Source organism: Actinomarinicola tropica (assembly GCF_009650215.1).
Classification (GTDB): domain Bacteria; phylum Actinomycetota; class Acidimicrobiia; order Acidimicrobiales; family SKKL01; genus Actinomarinicola; species Actinomarinicola tropica.
Map to the genome: position 1 here is coordinate 267,754 of NZ_CP045851.1, position 20,131 is coordinate 287,884.

The 20,131-nt window shown below is 71.4% G+C and carries 32 protein-coding genes; 28 read left to right on the top strand and 4 right to left on the bottom strand.

The features are described from left to right. Positions 1-726 carry a nucleoside/nucleotide kinase family protein gene (locus tag GH723_RS01320; protein WP_153757961.1) on the top strand — a complete coding sequence of 242 codons (726 nt, stop codon included), beginning with the start codon at positions 1-3 and terminating at the stop codon, positions 724-726. A 167-nt stretch (positions 727-893) separates the two neighbouring features. Here GH723_RS01320 and GH723_RS01325 read toward each other — a convergent pair whose 3' ends face one another. Further along, positions 894-1,460 carry an MOSC domain-containing protein gene (locus GH723_RS01325; protein WP_153757962.1) on the bottom strand — a complete coding sequence of 189 codons (567 nt, stop codon included), beginning with the start codon at positions 1,458-1,460 and terminating at the stop codon, positions 894-896. Positions 1,461-1,515: 55 nt separating this feature from the next. On the opposite strand from GH723_RS01325, the gene GH723_RS01330 reads away from it, so the two are divergent. After that, a complete protein-coding gene (locus tag GH723_RS01330; protein ID WP_153757963.1) occupies positions 1,516-2,115 on the top strand; it encodes a pentapeptide repeat-containing protein in 600 nt (199 codons plus the stop codon). A gap of 13 nt (positions 2,116-2,128) precedes the next feature. On the opposite strand, the gene GH723_RS01335 is transcribed toward GH723_RS01330, so the two are convergent. From GH723_RS01335 to GH723_RS01345, 3 genes are all read right to left on the bottom strand, one after another. After that, positions 2,129-3,532, bottom strand: coding sequence for an MmgE/PrpD family protein (locus GH723_RS01335; protein ID WP_153757964.1), 1,404 nt, complete (start codon positions 3,530-3,532; stop codon positions 2,129-2,131). A 61-nt stretch (positions 3,533-3,593) separates the two neighbouring features. Continuing rightward, a complete protein-coding gene (locus tag GH723_RS01340) occupies positions 3,594-4,838 on the bottom strand; it encodes a GGDEF domain-containing protein (RefSeq protein ID WP_153757965.1) in 1,245 nt (414 codons plus the stop codon). A gap of 28 nt (positions 4,839-4,866) precedes the next feature. Beyond that, the gene (locus GH723_RS01345) at positions 4,867-5,223 is read right to left on the bottom strand and encodes a nuclear transport factor 2 family protein (protein WP_229022957.1); all 357 of its coding nucleotides are present in this window, start codon (positions 5,221-5,223) and stop codon (positions 4,867-4,869) included. A gap of 99 nt (positions 5,224-5,322) precedes the next feature. Between GH723_RS01345 and GH723_RS18980 the strand changes: the two genes are divergently transcribed. From GH723_RS18980 to map, 26 genes are all read left to right on the top strand, one after another. Further along, on the top strand, positions 5,323-6,183 hold the full coding sequence (locus GH723_RS18980) for a cytochrome ubiquinol oxidase subunit I (protein ID WP_267471327.1): 861 nt from the start codon (positions 5,323-5,325) through the stop codon (positions 6,181-6,183). Continuing rightward, positions 6,122-6,703, top strand: a complete 582-nt coding sequence (locus GH723_RS18985) for a cytochrome ubiquinol oxidase subunit I (RefSeq protein WP_267471355.1) — start codon at positions 6,122-6,124, stop codon at positions 6,701-6,703. The genes GH723_RS18980 and GH723_RS18985 overlap by 62 nt, the downstream gene beginning before the upstream one ends. Beyond that, on the top strand, positions 6,700-7,722 hold the full coding sequence (locus GH723_RS01355) for a cytochrome d ubiquinol oxidase subunit II (RefSeq protein WP_153757967.1): 1,023 nt from the start codon (positions 6,700-6,702) through the stop codon (positions 7,720-7,722). The genes GH723_RS18985 and GH723_RS01355 overlap by 4 nt, the downstream gene beginning before the upstream one ends. 309 nt (positions 7,723-8,031) lie before the next feature. Continuing rightward, the gene (gene rplC, locus GH723_RS01360) at positions 8,032-8,673 is read left to right on the top strand and encodes a 50S ribosomal protein L3 (RefSeq protein WP_153757968.1); all 642 of its coding nucleotides are present in this window, start codon (positions 8,032-8,034) and stop codon (positions 8,671-8,673) included. Further along, on the top strand, positions 8,673-9,320 hold the full coding sequence (gene rplD / locus GH723_RS01365) for a 50S ribosomal protein L4 (protein WP_153757969.1): 648 nt from the start codon (positions 8,673-8,675) through the stop codon (positions 9,318-9,320). The genes rplC and rplD overlap by 1 nt, the downstream gene beginning before the upstream one ends. Next, positions 9,317-9,607 (top strand): 50S ribosomal protein L23, encoded by a 291-nt coding sequence (gene rplW, locus GH723_RS01370; protein ID WP_153757970.1) that lies wholly within the window; start codon positions 9,317-9,319, stop codon positions 9,605-9,607. Before rplD ends, rplW begins: the two co-directional genes overlap by 4 nt. An 11-nt stretch (positions 9,608-9,618) precedes the next feature. Beyond that, positions 9,619-10,455: a 50S ribosomal protein L2 gene (gene rplB, locus GH723_RS01375; protein ID WP_153757971.1), complete on the top strand. Its 837-nt coding sequence runs from the start codon at positions 9,619-9,621 to the stop codon at positions 10,453-10,455. 5 nt (positions 10,456-10,460) lie between these two features. Continuing rightward, positions 10,461-10,739: a 30S ribosomal protein S19 gene (rpsS, locus tag GH723_RS01380; protein WP_153757972.1), complete on the top strand. Its 279-nt coding sequence runs from the start codon at positions 10,461-10,463 to the stop codon at positions 10,737-10,739. Continuing rightward, positions 10,736-11,476, top strand: coding sequence for a 50S ribosomal protein L22 (gene rplV, locus GH723_RS19145; RefSeq protein WP_153757973.1), 741 nt, complete (start codon positions 10,736-10,738; stop codon positions 11,474-11,476). Before rpsS ends, rplV begins: the two co-directional genes overlap by 4 nt. Next, on the top strand, positions 11,476-12,390 hold the full coding sequence (gene rpsC, locus GH723_RS01390; protein ID WP_153757974.1) for a 30S ribosomal protein S3: 915 nt from the start codon (positions 11,476-11,478) through the stop codon (positions 12,388-12,390). The genes rplV and rpsC overlap by 1 nt, the downstream gene beginning before the upstream one ends. A gap of 2 nt (positions 12,391-12,392) precedes the next feature. After that, positions 12,393-12,809 carry a 50S ribosomal protein L16 gene (gene rplP / locus GH723_RS01395; RefSeq protein ID WP_153757975.1) on the top strand — a complete coding sequence of 139 codons (417 nt, stop codon included), beginning with the start codon at positions 12,393-12,395 and terminating at the stop codon, positions 12,807-12,809. A 2-nt stretch (positions 12,810-12,811) separates the two neighbouring features. Beyond that, positions 12,812-13,039 carry a 50S ribosomal protein L29 gene (gene rpmC, locus GH723_RS01400; protein ID WP_153757976.1) on the top strand — a complete coding sequence of 76 codons (228 nt, stop codon included), beginning with the start codon at positions 12,812-12,814 and terminating at the stop codon, positions 13,037-13,039. Next, positions 13,039-13,323, top strand: coding sequence for a 30S ribosomal protein S17 (rpsQ, locus tag GH723_RS01405; protein WP_153757977.1), 285 nt, complete (start codon positions 13,039-13,041; stop codon positions 13,321-13,323). Before rpmC ends, rpsQ begins: the two co-directional genes overlap by 1 nt. Next, a complete protein-coding gene (gene rplN / locus GH723_RS01410) occupies positions 13,320-13,688 on the top strand; it encodes a 50S ribosomal protein L14 (RefSeq protein ID WP_153757978.1) in 369 nt (122 codons plus the stop codon). Before rpsQ ends, rplN begins: the two co-directional genes overlap by 4 nt. Position 13,689: 1 nt before the next feature. After that, positions 13,690-14,010 (top strand): 50S ribosomal protein L24, encoded by a 321-nt coding sequence (gene rplX, locus GH723_RS01415; protein ID WP_153757979.1) that lies wholly within the window; start codon positions 13,690-13,692, stop codon positions 14,008-14,010. Then, a complete protein-coding gene (rplE, locus tag GH723_RS01420; RefSeq protein ID WP_153757980.1) occupies positions 14,007-14,573 on the top strand; it encodes a 50S ribosomal protein L5 in 567 nt (188 codons plus the stop codon). Before rplX ends, rplE begins: the two co-directional genes overlap by 4 nt. Next, entirely contained in the window at positions 14,573-14,758 is a 186-nt protein-coding gene (locus tag GH723_RS01425; RefSeq protein ID WP_153757981.1) for a type Z 30S ribosomal protein S14, read from the top strand. Before rplE ends, GH723_RS01425 begins: the two co-directional genes overlap by 1 nt. 13 nt (positions 14,759-14,771) lie before the next feature. Further along, positions 14,772-15,176 (top strand): 30S ribosomal protein S8, encoded by a 405-nt coding sequence (gene rpsH, locus GH723_RS01430; protein ID WP_153757982.1) that lies wholly within the window; start codon positions 14,772-14,774, stop codon positions 15,174-15,176. An 11-nt stretch (positions 15,177-15,187) separates the two neighbouring features. After that, on the top strand, positions 15,188-15,727 hold the full coding sequence (gene rplF / locus GH723_RS01435; RefSeq protein ID WP_153757983.1) for a 50S ribosomal protein L6: 540 nt from the start codon (positions 15,188-15,190) through the stop codon (positions 15,725-15,727). 31 nt (positions 15,728-15,758) lie between these two features. Beyond that, positions 15,759-16,121: a 50S ribosomal protein L18 gene (rplR, locus tag GH723_RS01440; RefSeq protein ID WP_153757984.1), complete on the top strand. Its 363-nt coding sequence runs from the start codon at positions 15,759-15,761 to the stop codon at positions 16,119-16,121. Further along, positions 16,121-16,696 (top strand): 30S ribosomal protein S5, encoded by a 576-nt coding sequence (gene rpsE, locus GH723_RS01445; RefSeq protein ID WP_153757985.1) that lies wholly within the window; start codon positions 16,121-16,123, stop codon positions 16,694-16,696. Before rplR ends, rpsE begins: the two co-directional genes overlap by 1 nt. 2 nt (positions 16,697-16,698) lie before the next feature. Then, the gene (rpmD, locus tag GH723_RS01450; RefSeq protein ID WP_153757986.1) at positions 16,699-16,881 is read left to right on the top strand and encodes a 50S ribosomal protein L30; all 183 of its coding nucleotides are present in this window, start codon (positions 16,699-16,701) and stop codon (positions 16,879-16,881) included. After that, positions 16,878-17,366 carry a 50S ribosomal protein L15 gene (gene rplO / locus GH723_RS01455; RefSeq protein WP_153757987.1) on the top strand — a complete coding sequence of 163 codons (489 nt, stop codon included), beginning with the start codon at positions 16,878-16,880 and terminating at the stop codon, positions 17,364-17,366. The genes rpmD and rplO overlap by 4 nt, the downstream gene beginning before the upstream one ends. 78 nt (positions 17,367-17,444) lie before the next feature. Continuing rightward, complete coding sequence (gene secY / locus GH723_RS01460; protein ID WP_153757988.1) at positions 17,445-18,761, top strand: preprotein translocase subunit SecY; 1,317 nt, start codon at positions 17,445-17,447, stop codon at positions 18,759-18,761. Continuing rightward, the gene (locus GH723_RS01465) at positions 18,758-19,333 is read left to right on the top strand and encodes an adenylate kinase (RefSeq protein ID WP_153757989.1); all 576 of its coding nucleotides are present in this window, start codon (positions 18,758-18,760) and stop codon (positions 19,331-19,333) included. The genes secY and GH723_RS01465 overlap by 4 nt, the downstream gene beginning before the upstream one ends. Positions 19,334-19,347: 14 nt before the next feature. Beyond that, positions 19,348-20,097 carry a type I methionyl aminopeptidase gene (gene map, locus GH723_RS01470; protein WP_267471356.1) on the top strand — a complete coding sequence of 250 codons (750 nt, stop codon included), beginning with the start codon at positions 19,348-19,350 and terminating at the stop codon, positions 20,095-20,097. Positions 20,098-20,131: the final 34 nt, after the last annotated feature.

Below are 20,131 nucleotides of genomic sequence, written 5' to 3' on the forward strand. Positions count from 1 at the left end.
GTGCCAGCGGGTCTCGACGGATACCCCGATCCGATCGTCACCCCCGAGAGGGAGGTGGTGTTGGCGCACGTCGTCGGCCGCATCGAGGAGTGCGCCGCGGCGCGGGTCGTGGTCGGCATCGACGGAGCATCGGGCGCAGGGAAGTCCACGTTCGCCGACGAGGTCGCGGCGCGCCTCCGCCAGCGCGGGCACGTCGTGGTCCGATCGACGACCGACTCGTTCCACCGCCCGCGCGTCGAGCGGATGCGCCGAGGACCGACCTCGCCCGTCGGCTACTACCTGGACTCCCACGACCTGGGTGCCATCCAGGAGGAGCTGCTCACACCGTTCGCCACGGGGCGCACCTCGGTCCGCATCGCCGCGTTCGACGAGCCGAGCGATGCCCCCGTCGAGGTGACGGTCGACGACGTCGCGGAGCGGGCCGTCCTCGTGTTCGACGGGCTGTTCCTCCTGCGGCCCGAGCTCGCGTCCCGGTGGCGCCTCGTCGTCCACCTCACGGCCGATCGACGGCGCGCCGCGGCCTGGGACGCCTACCTCCACGACGGTCTGCCGGCCGATCAGACGGCCCGGGAGCACGAGCGTGCCCAGCGGCTGGAGCGGGCGCGCTGGCCCCGCTACCAGGACGGCTGGCGGCTCTACGTCGACGAGGCGTCACCGCTCGAGCGAGCCGAGATCGTGGTCGACAACGACGACCTCGCCGCACCGCGCGTCGTGCGGAGCGCCTGACCCGACGCGTTCACCCCCGGACGGCCATGGGGAGTCGGGCCACGCCGTCGGGTGGTGCACCTCCCCAACGGGCATGCACGGGGAGGCAGGCCACGCCGTCGGGTGGTGCACCTCCCCATGGGAGGCACGGGGCCGAGGTGTGAGCCGGGATCGGCGGAGGTGAGGGCCTAGGGGCGGGTGACGACCACGGCGTCGCCGGGTCGGACGACGCCCGGCACGACGACCCGGGTGCAGACGCCGCGGAGCCGCAGCGCGCGGCCCTCGGGGGAGGCGACGAACCGCATGGCGTCGCGCCCGAAGCGGTCGGCGAACTTGGCGCACCCCTTGTGCGGTGCGGGGGTCACCTCCACCACGGCATCGCCGATCGCGAGGCGGGAGCCCACCGGCAGGTTCGCGACGGACAGGTCGAGGTCGACGTGGAGCTGGTCGCCGACGAGGGTCCGCCGCTCCAGCTGGTCGCCGGCCACCAGCCGGGCGAAGCGGGCGTTGATCAGGTTCACCTGCTTGTCGGGGTCCGCGGAGCCGTCGGAGGTGCGGGTGCTGCCCCGCCCCAGCCAGTCGTCGCCGACGAGGCCCACGGCCAGATCGAGCCGTCCCTCCTCGAGGACCGACCGGCCGCCGGCGACGGGTCGGGCGACGACCAGGTCGAGCGTGCCCACGTCGGTGGGGGAGGAGCGGACGTGATCGAGTCCGTCGGCGAGGAGGTCTGCTGCGAGGTGGGCCACGGACGGCATCCTCGCCGGTGGGGGCGACACCGGGGTAGCGAGTTCCCGTCCGTACGATGTCGCCATGACGACGTGGGTCGAGCACACGCTCTACGACGGGATCATCGTCGAGCCCGAGAGCCTCCACTGGGTCGACTGCGTCTTCGAGCGCTGCCGGTTCGTCCACGCCGAGCTGAAGGGTCTGATCACCTCGGGCTGCCAGTTCATCGAGTGCGACCTGTCGGGCGCGGACATGTCGGAGTCCCGCCACGAGGGCACGGCGTTCGTCGGCTGCTCGATGCGGGCGACCGACCTGCTCGGCACCCGGTTCACCGGCTGCCGCCTCACCGGCACCGACTTCGCCGGCGCATCGCTGCGCGGCCTGCGCGTGGAGGGCGGCGACTGGTCGTGGGTCAACCTCCCGGCGGCCCGTCTCCGGCGGGTCGACCTCCGTGGGGTGCGGCTGGAGGGTGCCTACCTGGCGAACGCCGACCTGCGAGAGTCCGACCTCCGCGACGCCGACCTCACCGGCGCGACGCTCACCCGGAGCCGCATCGACGGGTCCGACCTCCGTGGCGCGGCGCTCGAGGGCAGCGACGTGCACACGCTCGACCTCCGCGGGGTCCGCCTCGACACCGGTCAGGCCCTCGGGATCGTGGCCGCCCTCGGCGCGACGATCGACTGAGCGTCCGGCGCGCTCATCGGGCGACGAGGCCCACGAGCTCGCCGGCGTCCGCCAGATCGTCGAGGGATCGCACGGCATCGATGACGGCGCGGGACCGCTCGGTCCCGAGGTGCGGGCCCATCAGCTCCAGGGCCTTCTCCTCGACCTCGGCGCGGTCCATCGGGTGGGACGGGAACCCGCGGACGTGCGGCACGTGGACCTCGAGTCGGTCGGCCGAAGCGAGTGTCACGGTGACGGTGGCCGATTCGGTGCGCTCCTCGCCGGGGCCCGACTCCTGGTCCGGCGCGTGCACGACCTCGACCCGCCGAGCGACGCCGGCGACCGCCGCGTCGCCGTGCATTCGCTCGAGCGACTGGGCGGCGACGAAGTCGAGCCGGCCGTCGAGGAGGATGATCGCGGTGAGGTAGGGGAGGTTGAGCGCCGGCATCTCCGCGTCGCGGAAGGCCTCCCACCGGCCGGGCATGGCGATCTGCACGGCCTGCACGGCATCGACGCCCCCGGCCGCTGCGATCTCCGGTAGCAGCCGGAGGATCCCCTCGACCGCCGGCTGCGTCGGCCCCCCGACCGGGTACCGCTTGTACGCGGTGAGCGGCAGCTCCCAGCGCTCGCCGAGTCCGTCGACCAGGCGCCCGAGGTCGCCGTCGCCCCTCGGGTGGGTGAAGAGCGGGGACGAGAACCATGCAGCGGGGTGGTCCACGACGCCGCGCACGCCGCGGAAGCCGACGTCGACCATCAGCGCCGCCTGGAGCCCGTTGCGGGCACCCATCCCGGCGAAGACCCACGACTTCTCGATGTGCTCGACGTCGAGCATCCACTGCCACGAGCCGGACGCCTGCTGCGCGCAGTAGGTGAGGAGGTGCCCGACCTGCTCGGTGGAGAGGCCGATGAGCGATGCGGCCGTCGCCCCGGCGCCGAACACCGGCCCGACGCCGTGGTTGGCGATGCCCGCACGCCGGAGGTTCCCGACGCCGAGGGCCTTCGGGATCCGCCCGGCGAGCTCGTACCCGACGGCGACGGCTCGCAGGACGGCGTCGCCCGACAGCCCACGCGCCTCGGCCAGCGCCAGCGCGACGCTCACCACCGACGGGCCGGGCTGCACGAACGCGGACGGGATGAAGTCGTTGATCTCCGCACCGTGGGCGGTCATGGCCGAGGCCACGACGGCGTCCACCGGAGCGGCCCTCTCGCTCGTCCCGAGGATCGTCGCACCTCCCGTGCCCACCGAGCCGCTCTGGGTCACGGCGTAGCGCCGGGCGAGGACCGCGGGCTCGAGGTCGCGACAGGCCACGACGGAGGCGAGGGTGTCGAGGACGTGGCGGCGCGCCAGCTCTCGGACCTCGTCGTCGAGGTGCATCGCGGGCGATGTCGCGATCCACGCGCTGAGGCGCGATGTCAGGTCCCCATCGCCGTCTCCCATCGCTCCCCCTCGGTCCGCTGTCCGGTGCGATGGTGGCACACGTGCGGACCCGGTCGAGCGGTCAGCACCCGATGCCGGCGGCGTCGCAGACGAACCGGTCCCCGCCGGCCCGCTTCGAGCGGTACATCGCCTGGTCGGCCCGACGGATCACGTCGTCGACCGCCTCGTCGACGCCCCGTTCGGCCACACCCACGCTGACGGTGACGCCGACCGCACCGTGGTCCTCGGTGGCCCACAGGCTGTCGGCGACGTTGGCGCGGATGCGCTCGGCGACGATGCGCGCCTCGGCCAGTCCGGCCCCCGGCAGGTAGACGGCGAACTCCTCGCCGCCGAGCCGGGCCACCAGGTCGCCGTCGCGCACCGCGGCGGTGAGGGTCGTCGCCAGGCCGCGCAGCACCTGGTCGCCGACGTCGTGGCCGTGGTGGTCGTTGATCGACTTGAAGCGGTCGGCATCGACGAGGATCGCGGCGCCCGCCGCGCGGCGCAGGCCTTCGCGGTCCACCGCATCGCCGACGGCGGCGAAGAACGCCCGCCGGTTGAGCAACCCCGTCAGCTCGTCCTCGGACGCGAGGCGTGTGAGCGCCCGTTGCACCGAGACGTGGTGGGTCACCTCGGCCGACAGGTCGCCGTTGCGGCGCTGCAGCTGGTGGAGCAGCAGGAAGGAGCGCCGGGCGCTGCGCTCAAGGTGGGCACCGCACGCCACCGCGCCGACTGCGGCGACGGCCAGGTTCGCAGCGAGCCGCGCCGGCGCGACCTCGGGGTCCCCGAGGGCGGTCAGCGCCCAGAAGCCGGTGTAGAAGGCGGCGACGATGCCGGCTCGCCGGGCGAGCGGGATGGGCACGAAGAGGACGACGGCGGTGCCGAAGAGGGCGGCCGACACGTCGAGGTGGCGGGGATCGGCGTCGCGGACCGCGACGACGACGAGGAACGACACGACGATCGCCCAGGTGGCGCCGGTGAGGAGCCGGCGGCCCCGTCGCTCGGCCAGCCACCCGGCCCGGGCCCAGAGCGCCGCCGCGGCTCCGGCGAGGAGCCCGGTGGCGAGGAACCGGCTGGTCGCGGCGACGAGCGAGGTCGCGAGGCTGCCGCCGCTCCAGTCCGAGGGGGCGAGCAGCAGCCACGCCGCTGCGGACACGCTCGCCGCGACCGCGAGCGTCCGGCCGGAGTGCGCGACGCGGTGGCGGAGGAAGGCCTGCTCGAGCGCGGGGTCGGCGAAGGAGCTGCCGAGGGGCCGCATCACGTCGTCGAGCGGGTCAGCCTCCTCGGGCCGCGTGGTCGCCACGTGCAGGAGGTCGGCCGGAACCACCCGGAGCTGAGGTTCCGGTGCGGGGTGGTCAGTCCGCGGCCAGCGGGACGACGTAGGACTCGACGCGACCGATGAGGTCGCCGGAGAACGTGAAGACGTCGCAGAAGGCGAAGCGGTGCTCGTCGCCCGAGCGCTGGCGGCTCCGTCCGCGTCCGATGGCGACCACCACGTCGCCGTCCTCGACCACCCGGTCGACGTCGAGGTCCGGCGGGCCCTCGAACGCCGGGTTCTCGATCTCGCCGTCGAAGGCGTCCTTGCCCACCAGGTGCTTGAAGCCCGGGAGCTCCCAGACGACGTCGTCGGTGAGGAGGGAGAGGACGCCGGGGTGGTCGCTGGCGCGGAACCCGTCGAAGTACCGCTCCACCGTGCGTCGGTGCTCTGTCACGTGGATCTCCTGAGGTCGGGGTCCCTCCCACCCTCCCATGACGCCGCGACGTCGCCGGCGGTAGCGTCCGTTCGTGGCCGCCGACGCGCTCCCGGCTCGATGATCCTTGCCGCGCTCGAGGCCGTCGCGACAGCCGAGCCGCCCGGTCTGCTCCCGGCCCGGATGCAGATGGCGTTCTCGCTCGGGTGGCACATCATCCTCGCCTGCTTCGGCGTGGCGTTCCCGGCGATGATCTGGGTCGTCCACCGCCGAGGGGTGCGCCAGGGCGACGAGGTCGCCCTGGGGCTGGCGAAGAGGTGGTCCAAGGTCGCGGCCGTGCTCTTCGCCATCGGGGCGGTGTCGGGGACGATCCTCTCGTTCGAGATGGGCATGCTGTGGCCCGGGTTGATGGGGCCCTACGGCGACGTCATCGGCCTCCCGTTCGCGCTGGAGGGCATCGCCTTCTTCATGGAGGCGATCTTCGTCGGCATCTACCTGTACGGGTGGGGGCGTCTGCCCGGGGTCGTCCACTACCGCCTGCTCGTGCCGATCGCGGTCGCCGGACTCGTCGGCACGTTCTGCATCCTCGCCGTGAACGCCTGGATGAACGACCCGGCGGGCTTCCGCCTGGAGGGCGGCGAGGTGGTGGACGTGGACCCCTGGCGGGCGATGTTCAACGACGCCGTCCTCGGCCAGTTCGCCCACATGTGGGTGGCGACGTTCATGGTCGTCGGCTTCTCCGTCGCCGGGGTGTACGCCGCCGGCATGCTGCGGGGTCGCCGCGACGAGCACCACCGGCTCGGGTTCATCGTCCCGTTCGCGTTCGCCAGCGTCGCGGCCCTCGTCCAGCCGCTCATCGGCCACGTGCTCGGCCAGCAGGTCGCCGGCCGCCAACCGGGCGAAGCTGGCGGCCTTCGAGCTGGCGACCGAGACCGAGGAGCGGGCGCCGCTGCGTCTCGGAGGCCTGCTGATCGACGGTGAGGCCCGCTATGCGATCGAGATCCCGCTCCTGGGCTCGATCCTCGCGACCAACTCCCTCGACGGGGAGGTGCCGGGCTTGGACGTCGTACCGGAGGAGGACCGCCCGCCGGTGAACGTCACCCACTGGGCGTTCCAGCTGATGGTGGCCATCGGCACGGCGCTGGCGGCCTTCGTCCTCGTGCACTGGCTCGGTCGACGGCGCGGGCGCGACTGGTCGCGGTCGCGCTGGTTCCTGCGCGCCGCGGTGGCCGCCGGGCCGCTCGCCGCGCTGGCCGTCGAGGCGGGATGGGTGGCCACCGAGGTCGGCCGCCAGCCGTGGGTGGTGCACGAGGTCCTGCGCACCGCCGACGCCGCGAGCACGAGCCACGGGCTGTGGGTCACCCTCGTCGCGATCGTCGTCGTGTACATCGGACTGACGGTCGCCGCGGTCCTCGTGCTGCGGTCGATGGCCCGGCGGTGGAGGGACGGCGAGGCGCTCGACCTGCCCACCCCCTACGGCCCCCAGGCGGTGCGGACGTGACGCTCGAGGCGGCGGTGGCCGCCGTCCTGTTCCTCGGCGTGGTGCTGTACGCGGTGCTCGGCGGCGCGGACTTCGGCTCGGGCTTCTGGGACCTCACCGCCGGCGACGCCAGCCGCGGGGCGAGGATCCGCACGCTGGTCGATCACAGCATCGGGCCGGTGTGGGAGGCGAACCACGTCTGGCTCATCTACGTCCTGGTCTTCCTCTGGACGGGCTTCCCGGGTCCGTTCGCCGCCATCATGACGACGCTGTTCGTGCCGCTCGCCGTCGCCGCCCTCGGCATCGTGCTACGGGGATCGGGCTTCGCGTTCAGGAAGTTCGCGGCCACCCTCGACGAGGCGCGCCTCTACGGGGTGCTGTTCGCCACGTCGTCGGTGATCACGCCGTTCTTCCTCGGCGCCGTCGCCGGCGCGGTGGCGTCCGGGCGGGTGCCGGTCGAGGGCTACGGGGATGCCTGGCGGTCCTGGACCGGGCCGACGTCGATCGTCGGTGGCGTGCTGGCGGTGCTCAGCTGCGCGTTCCTCGCCGGCAGCTTCCTCACCGCCGAGGCGGAGCGCGGGGGAGACCTCGAGCTCGCCGAACGCCTGCGGTCCCGGACGCTCGTGGCCGGGTTCGTCACCGGGGCCGTGGCCCTGGCGGCGGTGGTCGTGCTGCGCGCCGACGCCGAGACCCTGGCCGAGGGTCTCCAGGGTCGCGGGGCCGCCTTCGTCGCCGGGTCGGCCGTCGCGGGGATCACGGCCCTGTGGCTCCTGTGGATCCGTCGGTTCGGGTGGGCCCGGGCGGCCGCCGTGGTGGCGGTCGCCGCGATCGTCGTCGGCTGGGGCGTCGGCCAGTATCCTTGGATCCTGGTCGAGGAGGTCGAGATCGCCGAGGGGGCCGGGGCGCGAGCCACGCTCCAGGCGCTGCTCTGGGTCTTCGGCGCCGCCGCACTCACCGTCGTCCCGGCGCTCGGGTACATGTTCTGGTTGACCCAGCAGGAGGAGTGGGCCGCCGAACCGGGACCTGTCCGCACTCGCTGAACGTCCGCATTGGAAAGCGTGCGGAGGGGTGGCTATCATCTCCTCTTCGTGTCCCCAGGGGCCCACGCCCCGGACACGCTCAGTTCGCTCTTCGCACCACCCAACGTCAACTGACGTCCGTGCAGGCCTTCGGGAACCGCACGGCACAACCGAAACGGCGCTCCGCCGGGAACATCCCGGGCGGAGCGCTCGCGTGAACGGACGACGGCGCTGCCCTCCGCCCTCGGGCACGGGGCCATCCGTCGGACGACGACCGTCTCACGCACCCAACCGAACACGCACGTTCGAACGAACAAGGACACAGCCGCAATGGCGAACAAGGCAATCGTCGGCGAGAAGGTCGGCATGACCCAGGTCTGGGACGACGACAACCGCGTCGTGCCCGTCACCGTGGTCAAGGTCGCGCCGTGCCGCGTCGTGCAGGTCAAGCGACCGGAGACCGACGGCTACAGCGCCCTCCAGGTCACCTTCGGCCAGCGCAACTCCCGCAAGGTCAACAAGCCCCTCACGGGCCACTACGACAAGGCCGGCGTCGACCCCGGCGCCAAGCTGGTCGAGCTGCGCCTCGACGACGTCTCGGAGTACGAGATCGGCCAGGAGCTCACCGTCGACGTCCTCGCCCAGGGCGAGCTGGTCGACGTGACCGCCGTCAGCAAGGGCAAGGGCTTCGCCGGCGTCATGAAGCGCCACAACTTCGCCGGCCAGAAGGCCAGCCACGGCGCCCACCGCATCCACCGTGCCCCCGGTGCCATCGGCGCCTGCGCCACGCCGGCCCGGGTGTTCAAGGGCACCCGCATGGCGGGCCGCATGGGCAACGAGAAGGTCACGACCCTGAACCTCACCGTCGTGCAGGCCGACGCCGAGCGGAACCTCCTGCTCGTCAAGGGGTCGGTGCCCGGTCCCAAGGGCGGCCTGGTCCTCATCCGCGACGCCGTGAAGGGTGGCAACTGATGGCAACCGTCACCGTGAAGAACCCGGGCGGCAAGGACGGCGGCACCGTCGAGCTCGCCGACGAGATCTTCGGCATCGAGCCGAACGTCCCGGTCATGCACCAGGTCGTCACCGCCCAGCTCGCCGCCCGGCGCGCCGGCACCCAGAGCACCAAGACCCGCGCCGAGGTGCGCGGCGGCGGCGCCAAGCCCTGGAAGCAGAAGGGCACCGGCCGGGCCCGCCAGGGCTCGATCCGGGCTCCGCAGTGGCGAGGCGGCGGCGTGGCCCTCGGGCCGAAGCCCCGCAGCTACGCGCAGCGGACCCCGAAGAAGATGATCAAGCTCGCCCTCCGCTCCGCTCTGTCGGACCGTGCCGCCGAGGACCGCGTCGTCGTCGTCGACGACTGGGGCTTCGACATGGACACGCCGAGCACGAAGGCCGCCGTGTCGGCGCTCGCCGGCCTCGGCATCGAGGGCAAGGCGCTCGTCGTCCTCTCCGACGCCGACGAGGTCGCCTGGAAGAGCTTCCGCAACCTGCCCCAGGTCCAGCTCATCGACGTCGCCGAGCTCAACGCCTACGACGTCCTCTGCAACGACTGGGTCGTCTTCACCTCGGCGACGCTGCCCGGCGCCGAGTCCACCGAGGACGCCGAAGGAGCCGAGAAGTGAAGGACCCCCGCGACGTCATCATCGAGCCGATCGTCAGCGAGAAGTCGTACGCGCTGCTCGACCAGAACGTCTACACGTTCAAGGTCGCGCCGTCGGCCTCCAAGCCCGAGATCCGCGATGCCGTGCAGTCGATCTTCGGCGTGCGCGTCACCAACGTGAACACCCTGAACCGCAAGGGCAAGCGCCGCCGCAACCGGCGCAACGGCACCTTCGGTTCCCGCCCCGACGCCAAGCGGGCGATCGTCACCCTCGCCGAGGGCGACTCGATCGACCTGTTCGAAGCCTAGGAACGACTGCCATGGCACTTCGCAAGCGCAAGCCCACCAGCCCGGGTCGCCGGTTCCAGACGGTCTCGGACTTCGCCGAGATCACCCGCGACACCCCCGAGAAGTCGCTGCTCGCCCCGAAGAAGCGCACGGGCGGCCGCAACAGCTACGGCCGCAAGACCGCCCGCCACAAGGGCGGTGGCCACAAGCAGCAGTACCGCGTCATCGACTTCAAGCGCACCAAGGACGGCGTGCCGGCCAAGGTCGCCCAGATCGAGTACGACCCGAACCGCACCTGTCGCATCGCGCTGCTCCACTACCTCGACGGCGAGAAGCGCTACATCCTCGCCCCCCGGGGCGTGAAGGTCGGCGACATGGTCCAGAGCGGCCAGGGCTCCGAGATCCGCCCCGGCAACGCCCTGCCGATGCGCTACATCCCGGTCGGCACCACCGTCCACAACGTCGAGCTCAAGCCCGGCCAGGGCGGCCGCATGGCCCGCAGCGCCGGTTCGAGCGTCCAGCTCGTGGCCAAGGAGGGCGACTTCGCCACCCTGCGCCTCCCCTCCACCGAGATGCGCCGCGTGCCGATCGACTGCCGGGCCACGGTGGGCGAGGTCGGCAACGCCGAGCACGAGCTCATCAAGATCGGCAAGGCCGGTCGCAACCGCTGGAAGGGCGTCAAGCCCCAGACCCGCGGTGTGGCCATGAACCCCGTCGACCACCCGCACGGTGGTGGCGAGGGCAAGACCTCGGGTGGTCGTCACCCGGTGTCGCCGTGGGGCAAGCCCGAGGGCCGCACCCGCGATCAGAACAAGGAATCCCAGAAGCTCATCGTCCGCCGCCGGCGTACCCGCGGCTCCCGGAGGTAATCGGCATGCCGCGCAGCCTGAAGAAGGGCCCCTTCGTCGACGACCACCTCCTCAAGAAGGTGGACGCCCTCAACGAGAAGGGCGAGAAGAAGGTCATCAAGACCTGGTCGCGTCGCTCGACGATCCTGCCCGACATGGTGGGCCACACCATCGCCGTCCACGACGGTCGCAAGCACGTCCCGGTGTACGTCACCGAGTCGATGGTCGGGCACAAGCTCGGCGAGTTCGCGCCGACCCGCACGTTCCGGTTCCACGCCGGCCAGGAGCGGGGTGGTCGCCGATGACCGGCCTGAAGACCAACGAGCGCCCCGGCACCCGGGCCCAGCACCGCTACGCGCGGGTCTCGGCCTACAAGGCCCGCGTCGTGCTCGACCTCATCCGGGGGAAGACCATCGGAGAGGCCGACGAGATCCTGGCCTTCTCCGAGCGCGACGTCGCCGACACCATCCGCAAGGTGCTCGACTCGGCCATCGCCAACGCCGAGCACAACGACGACATCCCGTCCGACGAGCTGTTCGTCTCCGCCTGCTACGCCGACGAGGGCCCGACGCTCAAGCGCTGGCGCCCCCGGGCCCGTGGTCGGGCGACCCGCATCCGCAAGCGCACCTGCCACATCACGGTGATCGTCAGCCGGCTCCCCGCCGACGAGCTCGCTCGTCGCCGGGCCGCCGAGGACGCCGCCCGCGAGGCTCGCTCCGGCCAGGGCGCCGCCCGGGCCAAGGGTGCCGCCACCGACGCCGCCGACGCCCGTGCCCGCCGGGTGGCCAAGAGCCGCCAGGACAAGGCCGAGCGTGCCGAGGCGGCCGCCGCCGCCGAGGCGGAGGCCGAGGCCGAGGAGCTCGACGCCACCGAGGCGGCGCTCGAGGCCGACGCGCCGGTGCCTGCGGCCGGTGAGGCCGACGTCGAGGCCGCCGAGGTCGCGGCCGACGAGGAGGCCACCGCAGCGGCGGCCGACGAGGACGCCACCGACACCGACACCGACGCCGCCGATGCCGCCGACACCGACGAGAAGGATCAGTAATGGGTCAGAAGGTCAACCCCTACGGCTTCCGCCTGGGTGTCACCACGGACTGGAAGTCGCGCTGGTTCGCCGGCCGCGACGACTACGCCGACTTCGTCATCGAGGACTGGAAGATCCGCGACTACCTGATGAACGAGCTGCCGCACGCCGCGATCAGCCGCATCGAGGTGGAGCGGACCCGCGACCGCCTGCGCGTCGACGTCCACACCGCCCGGCCGGGCATCGTCATCGGCCGCCGCGGCTCGGAGGCCGACCGCCTGCGGGCCGGGCTCACCAAGATCACCGGCAACAACAAGGTCCAGCTGAACATCCAGGAGATCAAGCAGCCGGAGCTCGACGCCGCGCTGATCGCCCAGGGCGTCGCCGACCAGCTCGCCGGCCGCGTCGCCTTCCGCCGAGCCATGAAGCGCGCCGTCCAGAACGCCCAGAAGGCCGGTGCCCTCGGCATCCGCGTGCAGTGCTCGGGCCGCCTCGGCGGCTCGGAGATGGCCCGCACCGAGTGGTACCACGAGGGTCGCGTGCCCCTGCACACCCTGCGGGCCGACATCGACTACGGCTTCCGCGAGGCCAAGACCACCTACGGCCGCATCGGCGTCAAGGTCTGGATCTACAAGGGCGACATCCTGCCGTACAAGACCACGGCTGAGGACAAGATCAGCAAGGAAGCGGCCATGGCCGTCGGCGACACCGCCGGCGAGGGTCGCCCCCGCAAGGTCGTGTCGTCCGCCGCCGCTCGCCGCCGTCCGGAGGAGACCCCGGCTCCGGCCCCCGAGGCCGAGGCCGAGGAGCCGGCGCCGCTCGTCAAGGAGGCCGATCCCGACTTCGAGCGCCTCCTCGCCGAGGAGGAGGAGATCGAGCGCTCGGTGCGCGAGCACCACGAGACCCCCCACTTCCGCCCCGGGGACGGTGACTGAACATGTTGATGCCGAAGAAGGTCAAGCACCGCAAGCACCACCGCGGCCGCATGACGGGATCCGCCAAGGGGGCCACGACGGTCACCTTCGGTGACTACGGGATCCAGGCCCTCGAGCCCGGGTGGATCACCGCCCGCCAGATCGAGGCCGCCCGTATCGCCATGACCCGCCACATCAAGCGTGGCGGCAAGGTCTGGATCAACGTCTTCCCCGACAAGCCCGTCACCGAGAAGCCGGCCGAGACCCGCATGGGGTCGGGCAAGGGCAACCCGGAGCGCTGGGTCGCCGTCGTGAAGCCGGGCCGGATCATGTTCGAGCTCTCGTACCACGACCCGGCGATCGCCCGTGCCGCGATCGAGCGCGCCATCCAGAAGCTGCCCATCAAGGCCCGCTTCGTCGAGCGCCAGGAGGGCTTCTAGCCATGGCGAAGTCGTCGTCGCTCCGCGACCTCTCCGACACCGAGCTCGCCGAGCGCCTGTCGGAGACCAAGCAGGAGCTGTTCAACCTGCGGTTCCAGCACGTCACCGGGCAGCTCGAGAGCTACGCCCGCCTGCGCCAGGTGCGCCGGGACGTCGCCCGGGTCAACACCGAGCTGAGGGCCCGAGAGATCGCCGCCGCCGAGGCGCTCGCCCAGGAGGAGAAGGCCTGATGGCCGAGAACACCGCCACCGAGGCCACCACCCGAGCCAACCCGCGCAAGGTGCGCGAGGGCCTGGTGACCTCCACCGCCATGGACAAGACCGCCGTCGTGTCCGTCACCGAGCGCACGCGCCACCCGCGCTACGCGAAGACGGTGCAGCGGACGTCGAAGCTGTACGTCCACGACGAGACCAACGACCTCAACGTCGGCGACCGGGTCCGGATCCAGGAGACCCGCCCGTTGTCGAAGCTGAAGCGCTGGCGCGTCGTCGAGGTCCTGGAGCGTGCCCGATGATCCAGCAGGAGTCCCGCCTCCGCGTCGCCGACAACAGCGGCGCCAAGGAGGTGCTGTGCATCAAGGTGCTCGGCGGCTCGCGCCGCCGCTACGCCGGCATCGGCGACGTCTTCATCGCGACGGTGAAGGACGCCCTGCCGGGTGCCGCCGTCAAGAAGGGCGACGTCGTGAAGTGCGTCGTCGTGCGGACGAAGAAGGAGCGGCGTCGCCCCGACGGCTCCTACATCCGCTTCGACGAGAACGCCGCCGTCCTCATCAACGACGCCATGCAGCCGCGTGGCACCCGCATCTTCGGCCCGGTCGGTCGCGAGCTGCGGGACAAGAAGTTCATGCGCATCGTCTCGCTCGCCCCGGAGGTGCTCTGACATGGGCGCCATGAAGATCAAGAAGGGTGACCGCGTCGTGGTCCTGTCCGGCAAGGACAAGGGCCGCGAGGGCGTGGTCTCCCGGGCCCTGCCCGCCGAGGGCAAGGTCATCGTCGACGGCATCAACGTCGCGAAGAAGCACCAGAAGCCGACCCGGGCCACCATGCAGGGCGGCATCATCGACAAGGACATGCCGATCGACGCCTCGAACGTCGCGGTGATCTCGCCGAAGGACGGCAAGGCCACCCGCGTCGGCTACAAGGTCGACGACGCCGGCAACAAGGTCCGCATCTGCAAGCGCACGGGGGTGGAGCTGTCGTGAGCACGACCACGATCCCGCGCTTCAAGGCGCGCTACAACGACGAGGTCCGCGACCGGCTGAAGGACGAGCTCGGACTCGCCAACGTCATGCAGGTCCCGCGGTTCGAGAAGGTCGTCGTCAACATGGGCGTCGGCGACGCCGTCGCCCAGGCGAAGCTGCTCGACGGCGCGGTCGAGGACCTCTCGATCATCACGGGCCAGAAGCCGGTGGTCACCCGGGCCAAGAAGTCGATCGCCGGGTTCAAGCTGCGCGAGGGCAACGCCATCGGCGCCAAGGTCACCCTGCGCGGCGACCGCATGTGGGAGTTCCTCGACCGGCTCATCAGCCTGTCGATCCCCCGCATCCGCGACTTCCGCGGCCTCAACCCCAACTCGTTCGACGGTCGGGGCAACTACACCTTCGGCGTCACCGAGCAGCTCATCTTCCCCGAGATCGACTACGACAAGGTCGAGGTCACCCGGGGCATGGACATCACCATCGTGACGACCGCCCAGTCCGACGCCGAGGGACGCGCCCTGCTCGCCGCCTTCGGCTTCCCGTTCCGACGTGAGGGGCAGCAGTAATGGCCAAGAAGGCGCTCATCAACAAGTCGCAGCGCACCCCCAAGTTCAAGGTGCGGGCCTACACCCGCTGCCGCCGCTGCGGCCGGCCCCACGCCGTGTTCCGCAAGTTCGGTCTCTGCCGGATCTGCCTGCGTGAGCTGGCCCACGCCGGGGAGCTCCCCGGCGTGAAGAAGGCGAGCTGGTGAGGAGGGCTGACAGATGACCATGACCGATCCCATCGCCGACATGCTGACCCGTCTGCGCAACGCCAACACGGCGATGCACGACGACGTCTCCATGCCCTCCTCCAAGGTGAAGGAGGCCCTCGCCGAGCTCCTCAAGAAGGAGGGGTACATCGAGGACTTCGAGGCCACGGACAACACCGACCGTCCGGGTCGCACCCTCACCGTCACCATGAAGTACTCGCCCGAGCGGGCACGCATCATCTCGGGCATCAAGCGGGTGTCCAAGCCCGGGCTTCGCGTCTACACGAAGTCCGACCGCATCCCGCGCGTCCTCGGCGGCCTCGGTGTCGCCGTCGTCTCGACCAGCCAGGGGCTCATGACCGACCGTGAGGCGCGCCAGCGCCACGTGGGCGGCGAGATCCTCTGCTTCGTCTGGTAGGGGAGGCCTCCATGTCCCGCATCGGTTTGTCCCCGATCCCCGTCCCGAGCGGCGTCGACGTCACGATCGACGGTCGGCAGGTCACGGTGAAGGGCCCGAAGGGCGAGCTCCGCCACGAGCTCCCCGAAGCGATCACGATCCGCCAGGACGAGGGCACCCTCCTCGTCGAGCGCGAGGTCGACGAGCGCCGCGTGCGCTCCCTCCACGGCCTCACCCGTGCGCTCGTCGCCAACATGGTCACCGGCGTGAGCGAGGGGTTCCGCAAGAACCTCGAGATCGTCGGCGTCGGCTACCGCGCCACGGCGAAGGGCAGCAACGCCCTCGAGCTGGCCCTCGGCTTCAGCCATCCCGTCACCGTCGAGGCCCCCGAGGGCGTCACCTTCGAGGTGCCCTCGCCCACGACCATCGGCGTCATCGGCATCGACAAGCAGGCGGTCGGCCAGGTCGCCGCCAACATCCGCAAGATCCGCAAGCCCGAGCCGTACAAGGGCAAGGGCGTCCGCTACGAGGGCGAGCGGGTCCTGCGCAAGGCCGGCAAGACCGCCAAGTAACGCCAGGCTCGAAGAGACAGAGAAGACTGACATGAGCGACAGCGCCAAGCAGAAGCGAGAGGCCCGGATCCGCCGGCACCGCCGGGTCCGCAAGAAGGTCCTCGGCACCGCCGAGCGGCCGCGCCTCGCGGTGTTCCGGTCGAACCGGCACATCACCGCGCAGGTGATCGACGACCGCAGCGGTCGCACCCTCGCCGCCGCGTCCACCCACGAGGCCGACCTCCGGTCGGGCTCGTCCAACGTCGACGCCGCCACCAAGGTCGGCACGCTCGTCGCCGAGCGGGCCAAGGCCGCCGGCGTCGACAAGGTCGTGTTCGACCGCGGCGGGTTCATCTACCACGGCCGCATCGCCGCCCTCGCCGCGGCGGCCCGCGAAGCCGGACTGGAGTTCTGATGGCAACGAACAGGAACGCCGCGAACGACGCGCAGCTGCGCGAGTCCCGCGTCATCGACATCAACCGTGTCGCGAAGGTCGTCAAGGGCGGTCGCCGCTTCTCGTTCACCGCGCTCGTGGTGATCGGCGACGGCGCCGGTCGGGTCGGCCTCGGCTACGGCAAGGCCAAGGAGGTGCCCCTCGCGATCCAGAAGGGCACCGAGGAGGCCCGCAAGAACCTCTTCACCGTGCCCCTCGCCGGCGGCACGATCGTGCACCCGGTGATCGGGCGCATGGGTGCCGGTCGCGTGCTGCTGAAGCCCGCCGCCCCCGGTACCGGCGTCATCGCCGGTGGCGCCGCCCGCGCCATCCTCGAGGAGGCCGGCATCCACGACGTGCTGTGCAAGTCGCTCGGCTCGTCGAACCACATCAACGTCGCCCGGGCCACCATCGCCGGCCTCCAGGACCTGAAGCGCCCCGACGAGATCGCCCGCCTGCGCGGCCTCGACCCCGAGGAGTTCGTCCCCGGCGGCCTGCTGCGCGCCTACCGCGAGAGCGAGCGGGGCCCGGCGCCCGAGCCCACCGAGGTCGCGTGATCATGGCCGAGCTCGTCGTCACCCAGATCCGTTCGGCGATCGGCGCCAAGCCGAAGCAGCGCGGCACGCTCCGTGCGCTCGGCCTCGGCCGCATCGGCCGCACGAACACCCTGCCCGACCGTCCGGAGATCCGCGGCATGCTCGCCCGGGTCCCGCACCTCGTCACCGTGGAAGAGACGTCATGAAGATCCACGACCTGAAGCCCGCCGAGGGTGCCAACCGCCGCCGCAAGCGCGTCGGCCGGGGCATCGCCGGCAAGGGCGGCAAGACCGCCGGCCGCGGCACGAAGGGCCAGAAGGCCCGCGGCACGATCCCCGCCGGGTTCGAGGGCGGCCAGATGCCGCTGCACATGCGGATCCCGAAGCTCAAGGGCTTCAAGAACCCGTTCCGCGTCGAGTACCAGGCCGTCAACCTCGACACGATCGAGGAGAGCGGCCTCGACGAGGTCAGCCCCGAGACCCTGCACGGCAAGGGCCTGGTCGGCAAGAAGTCGCTCGTGAAGGTCCTCGGCCGGGGCGAGATCAGCCGCGCCGTCACCGTGAAGGCCCACGCCGTCTCCAAGTCGGCCGAGGAAGCCATCACCGGTGCGGGGGGTACGGTGGAGATCCTGCCGATGCCGTTCGGCAACGGTCGGCCCCCGGCGAAGGGCAACGCCCTCACCAACCGCTAGTCCGGGTCTGCCGGCTTCGGTCACCGGGTCCACCACGCGCGACGGCCGGCAGTCGGTCCGGAAAGGCGAGGAACGTCAGTGCTGTCCACCTTGAAGAACATGGTGAAGGTCAAGGACCTCCGCCAGAAGATCGGCTTCACCGTGCTGCTGCTGGCGGTGTACCGGTTCGGCGCCCACGTGCCCGTCCCCGGCATCGACCTGGACGCGCTCAGCGCCCTCCGGGACCAGGCCGACGGCGGCGGCGCGCTCGCCTTCCTGCGCCTGTTCTCCGGTGGCGCGCTCACCAACTTCTCGGTGTTCGCGCTCGGCATCATGCCGTACATCACCTCGTCGATCATCATGCAGATCCTGACGGTGGTGATCCCCCGGCTCGAGCAGTGGCAGCAGCAGGGGGCGGTCGGTCAGCGCAAGATCACCCAGTGGACGCGCTACCTCACGATCGCCATCGCCGTCCTCCAGTCCACGAGCTTCACGTTCCTCTTCGCGAACGGCGGCGGCGGCCTGGTGCAGGACCAGCCGAACTTCAACATCCTCACCGAGTTCACCGTGCCCCGCGTGCTGCTCATCGTCATCACGATGACCGCCGGCACCGCCCTCATCATGTGGATGGGTGAGACGATCACCCAGCGGGGCATCGGCAACGGCATGTCGCTCATCATCTTCGCCTCGGTCATCTCGACCTTCCCGGGCCAGGGGGCGCAGATCCAGGCCGAGAGCGGCAACGTCGTGCTCGCCGGCGTCATCGCCATCCTCGTCGTCATCCTGGTGGCGATCGTGTTCGTCGAGCAGGGCCAGCGCCGCATCCCCGTCCAGTTCGCGAAGCGGGTGGTCGGGCGTCGGATGTACGGCGGGCAGAACACCTACATCCCGCTGAAGGTCAACCAGTCGGGCGTCATCCCGGTGATCTTCGCCAGCTCGGTGCTCTACCTGCCGATCCTCGCCGCCCAGGTGCTGCCCACCACCGGGTGGGGCGACTCGGTCCGACGCTGGATCGACGCCAACCTGCTCGTGGCCGACAACATCTTCTACATCGTGATCTTCGGCCTGCTCATCGTCGGCTTCGCCTACTTCTACACGGCGATCCAGTTCGACCCGGCCAAGCAGGCCGACACGCTGCGCAAGCAGGGCGGCTTCGTGCCCGGCATCCGTCCAGGGCCCCAGACCGAGAAGTACCTCGGGAAGATCCTCTCCCGCATCACCCTCCCCGGCGCGCTCTTCATCGCCGCGGTGGCGCTGGTGCCGAACATCATCCTCTCCGTCGTGGTCGGCAACGACCAGGCCAACTCGGCGTTCGGCGGCATCTCGCTGCTCATCGCCGCCGGCGTGGCCCTCGAGACGATGAAGCAGATCGACAGCCAGCTCATGATGCGCAACTACGAGGGGTTCCTGAAGTGACTGCCGTCCGTCTCGTCCTGCTCGGTCGCCAGGGTGCGGGGAAGGGCACGCAAGCCGTGCGCCTCGCCGACCACTACGGCGCCCCCCACATCTCCACCGGCGACATGTTCCGCGCCGCGGTGGCGGAGGAGACCGAGCTCGGCGTGCGGGCCAAGGAGATCATGGACCGGGGCGACCTGGTGCCCGACGAGATCACCATCGGCATCGTGCGGGAGCGCCTGGCGAAGGACGACGCCCGCAGCAGCGGCTTCCTCCTCGACGGCTTCCCGCGCACCGTCGCCCAGGCCGAGTCGCTCGAGGACCTGGCCGCGCCGCTCGGCGGGCTGCACGCCGTCGTCAACATCGACGTGCCCCTCGACGAGGTCCGCGAGCGCATGCGCCAGCGTGGTCGGGCCGACGACACCGACGAGGCCATCGACCGCCGCCTCGAGCTCTACGAGCGCGAGACCCAGCCCCTCATCTCCTTCTACGAGGACAAGGGCCTGATGGTCACCGTCGACGGCCTCGGCACGATGGACGAGGTGTTCGCTCGCCTCGTCGCCGCGATCGACGAGGTGAAGGGCCGATCCTGAAGCGCTCCAGCGGGCTGCCGCGCCGCTCGGCGGCGGACCTCGCCACGATGCGGCGCGCCGGTCGGGTCGTCGCCGAGATGCACGAGCGCACGCGCGCCGCGCTGCGGCCCGGCGTCACCACCGGCGAGCTCGACCGCATCGCCCGCGACGTCCTCGAGCGCCGCGGCGCCAGCTCCAACTTCCTCGGCTACGGCAACCCGCCGTTCCCGGGTGTGATCTGCGCCTCGCCCAACGACGTCATCGTGCACGGCATCCCCGGCGACCGGGTGCTCGAGGACGGCGACATCGTCTCGATCGACTGCGGCGCGATCGTCGAGGGTTGGCACGCCGACGCCGCGTACACCGCACCGGTCGGTGACGCCGACCCCGAGGCGCTGCGGCTCATCGAGGTCACCGAGGCGGCCCTCGCCGCCGGCCTCGCCCAGCTCGTCCCCGGGCGGCAGATGGGCGACCTCGGCCACGCCATCGCCTCGGTCGCCGAGTCCGCTGGGTTCAGCATCGTGCGCGACTACGTCGGGCACGGCATCGGGCGCGCCATGCACGAGCGCCCCGACGTGCCCAACTACGGCCAGCCCGGCACCGGCCTCACCTTCGCCGAGGGCAACACGTTCGCGGTGGAGCCGATGGTCAACATGGGCGGGCCCGAGGCCGATCTGCTGGACGACGACTGGACCGTGGCCACCGCCGACGGGCGCTGGTCGGCCCACGCCGAGCACACCGTCGTGGTCACCGCCGACGGCCCCGAGATCCTCACCCGACCGTGAGCGCCTGCCGCCACCGCCGCGCCGAGGGCGCGCG

Coding starts and splice junctions, on each gene's coding strand:
- GH723_RS01325 (WP_153757962.1), bottom strand. CDS start 1,460: ATGCCGTCCGTGGCCCACCTCGCAGCAGACCTCCTCGCCGACGGACTC.
- GH723_RS01330 (WP_153757963.1), top strand. CDS start 1,516: ATGACGACGTGGGTCGAGCACACGCTCTACGACGGGATCATCGTCGAG.
- GH723_RS01335 (WP_153757964.1), bottom strand. CDS start 3,532: ATGGGAGACGGCGATGGGGACCTGACATCGCGCCTCAGCGCGTGGATC.
- GH723_RS18980 (WP_267471327.1), top strand. CDS start 5,323: ATGATCCTTGCCGCGCTCGAGGCCGTCGCGACAGCCGAGCCGCCCGGT.
- rplC (WP_153757968.1), top strand. CDS start 8,032: ATGGCGAACAAGGCAATCGTCGGCGAGAAGGTCGGCATGACCCAGGTC.
- rplD (WP_153757969.1), top strand. CDS start 8,673: ATGGCAACCGTCACCGTGAAGAACCCGGGCGGCAAGGACGGCGGCACC.
- rplB (WP_153757971.1), top strand. CDS start 9,619: ATGGCACTTCGCAAGCGCAAGCCCACCAGCCCGGGTCGCCGGTTCCAG.
- rpsS (WP_153757972.1), top strand. CDS start 10,461: ATGCCGCGCAGCCTGAAGAAGGGCCCCTTCGTCGACGACCACCTCCTC.
- rplV (WP_153757973.1), top strand. CDS start 10,736: ATGACCGGCCTGAAGACCAACGAGCGCCCCGGCACCCGGGCCCAGCAC.
- rpsC (WP_153757974.1), top strand. CDS start 11,476: ATGGGTCAGAAGGTCAACCCCTACGGCTTCCGCCTGGGTGTCACCACG.
- rplP (WP_153757975.1), top strand. CDS start 12,393: ATGTTGATGCCGAAGAAGGTCAAGCACCGCAAGCACCACCGCGGCCGC.
- rpmC (WP_153757976.1), top strand. CDS start 12,812: ATGGCGAAGTCGTCGTCGCTCCGCGACCTCTCCGACACCGAGCTCGCC.
- rpsQ (WP_153757977.1), top strand. CDS start 13,039: ATGGCCGAGAACACCGCCACCGAGGCCACCACCCGAGCCAACCCGCGC.
- rplN (WP_153757978.1), top strand. CDS start 13,320: ATGATCCAGCAGGAGTCCCGCCTCCGCGTCGCCGACAACAGCGGCGCC.
- rplX (WP_153757979.1), top strand. CDS start 13,690: ATGGGCGCCATGAAGATCAAGAAGGGTGACCGCGTCGTGGTCCTGTCC.
- GH723_RS01425 (WP_153757981.1), top strand. CDS start 14,573: ATGGCCAAGAAGGCGCTCATCAACAAGTCGCAGCGCACCCCCAAGTTC.
- rpsH (WP_153757982.1), top strand. CDS start 14,772: ATGACCATGACCGATCCCATCGCCGACATGCTGACCCGTCTGCGCAAC.
- rplF (WP_153757983.1), top strand. CDS start 15,188: ATGTCCCGCATCGGTTTGTCCCCGATCCCCGTCCCGAGCGGCGTCGAC.
- rplR (WP_153757984.1), top strand. CDS start 15,759: ATGAGCGACAGCGCCAAGCAGAAGCGAGAGGCCCGGATCCGCCGGCAC.
- rpsE (WP_153757985.1), top strand. CDS start 16,121: ATGGCAACGAACAGGAACGCCGCGAACGACGCGCAGCTGCGCGAGTCC.
- rpmD (WP_153757986.1), top strand. CDS start 16,699: ATGGCCGAGCTCGTCGTCACCCAGATCCGTTCGGCGATCGGCGCCAAG.
- rplO (WP_153757987.1), top strand. CDS start 16,878: ATGAAGATCCACGACCTGAAGCCCGCCGAGGGTGCCAACCGCCGCCGC.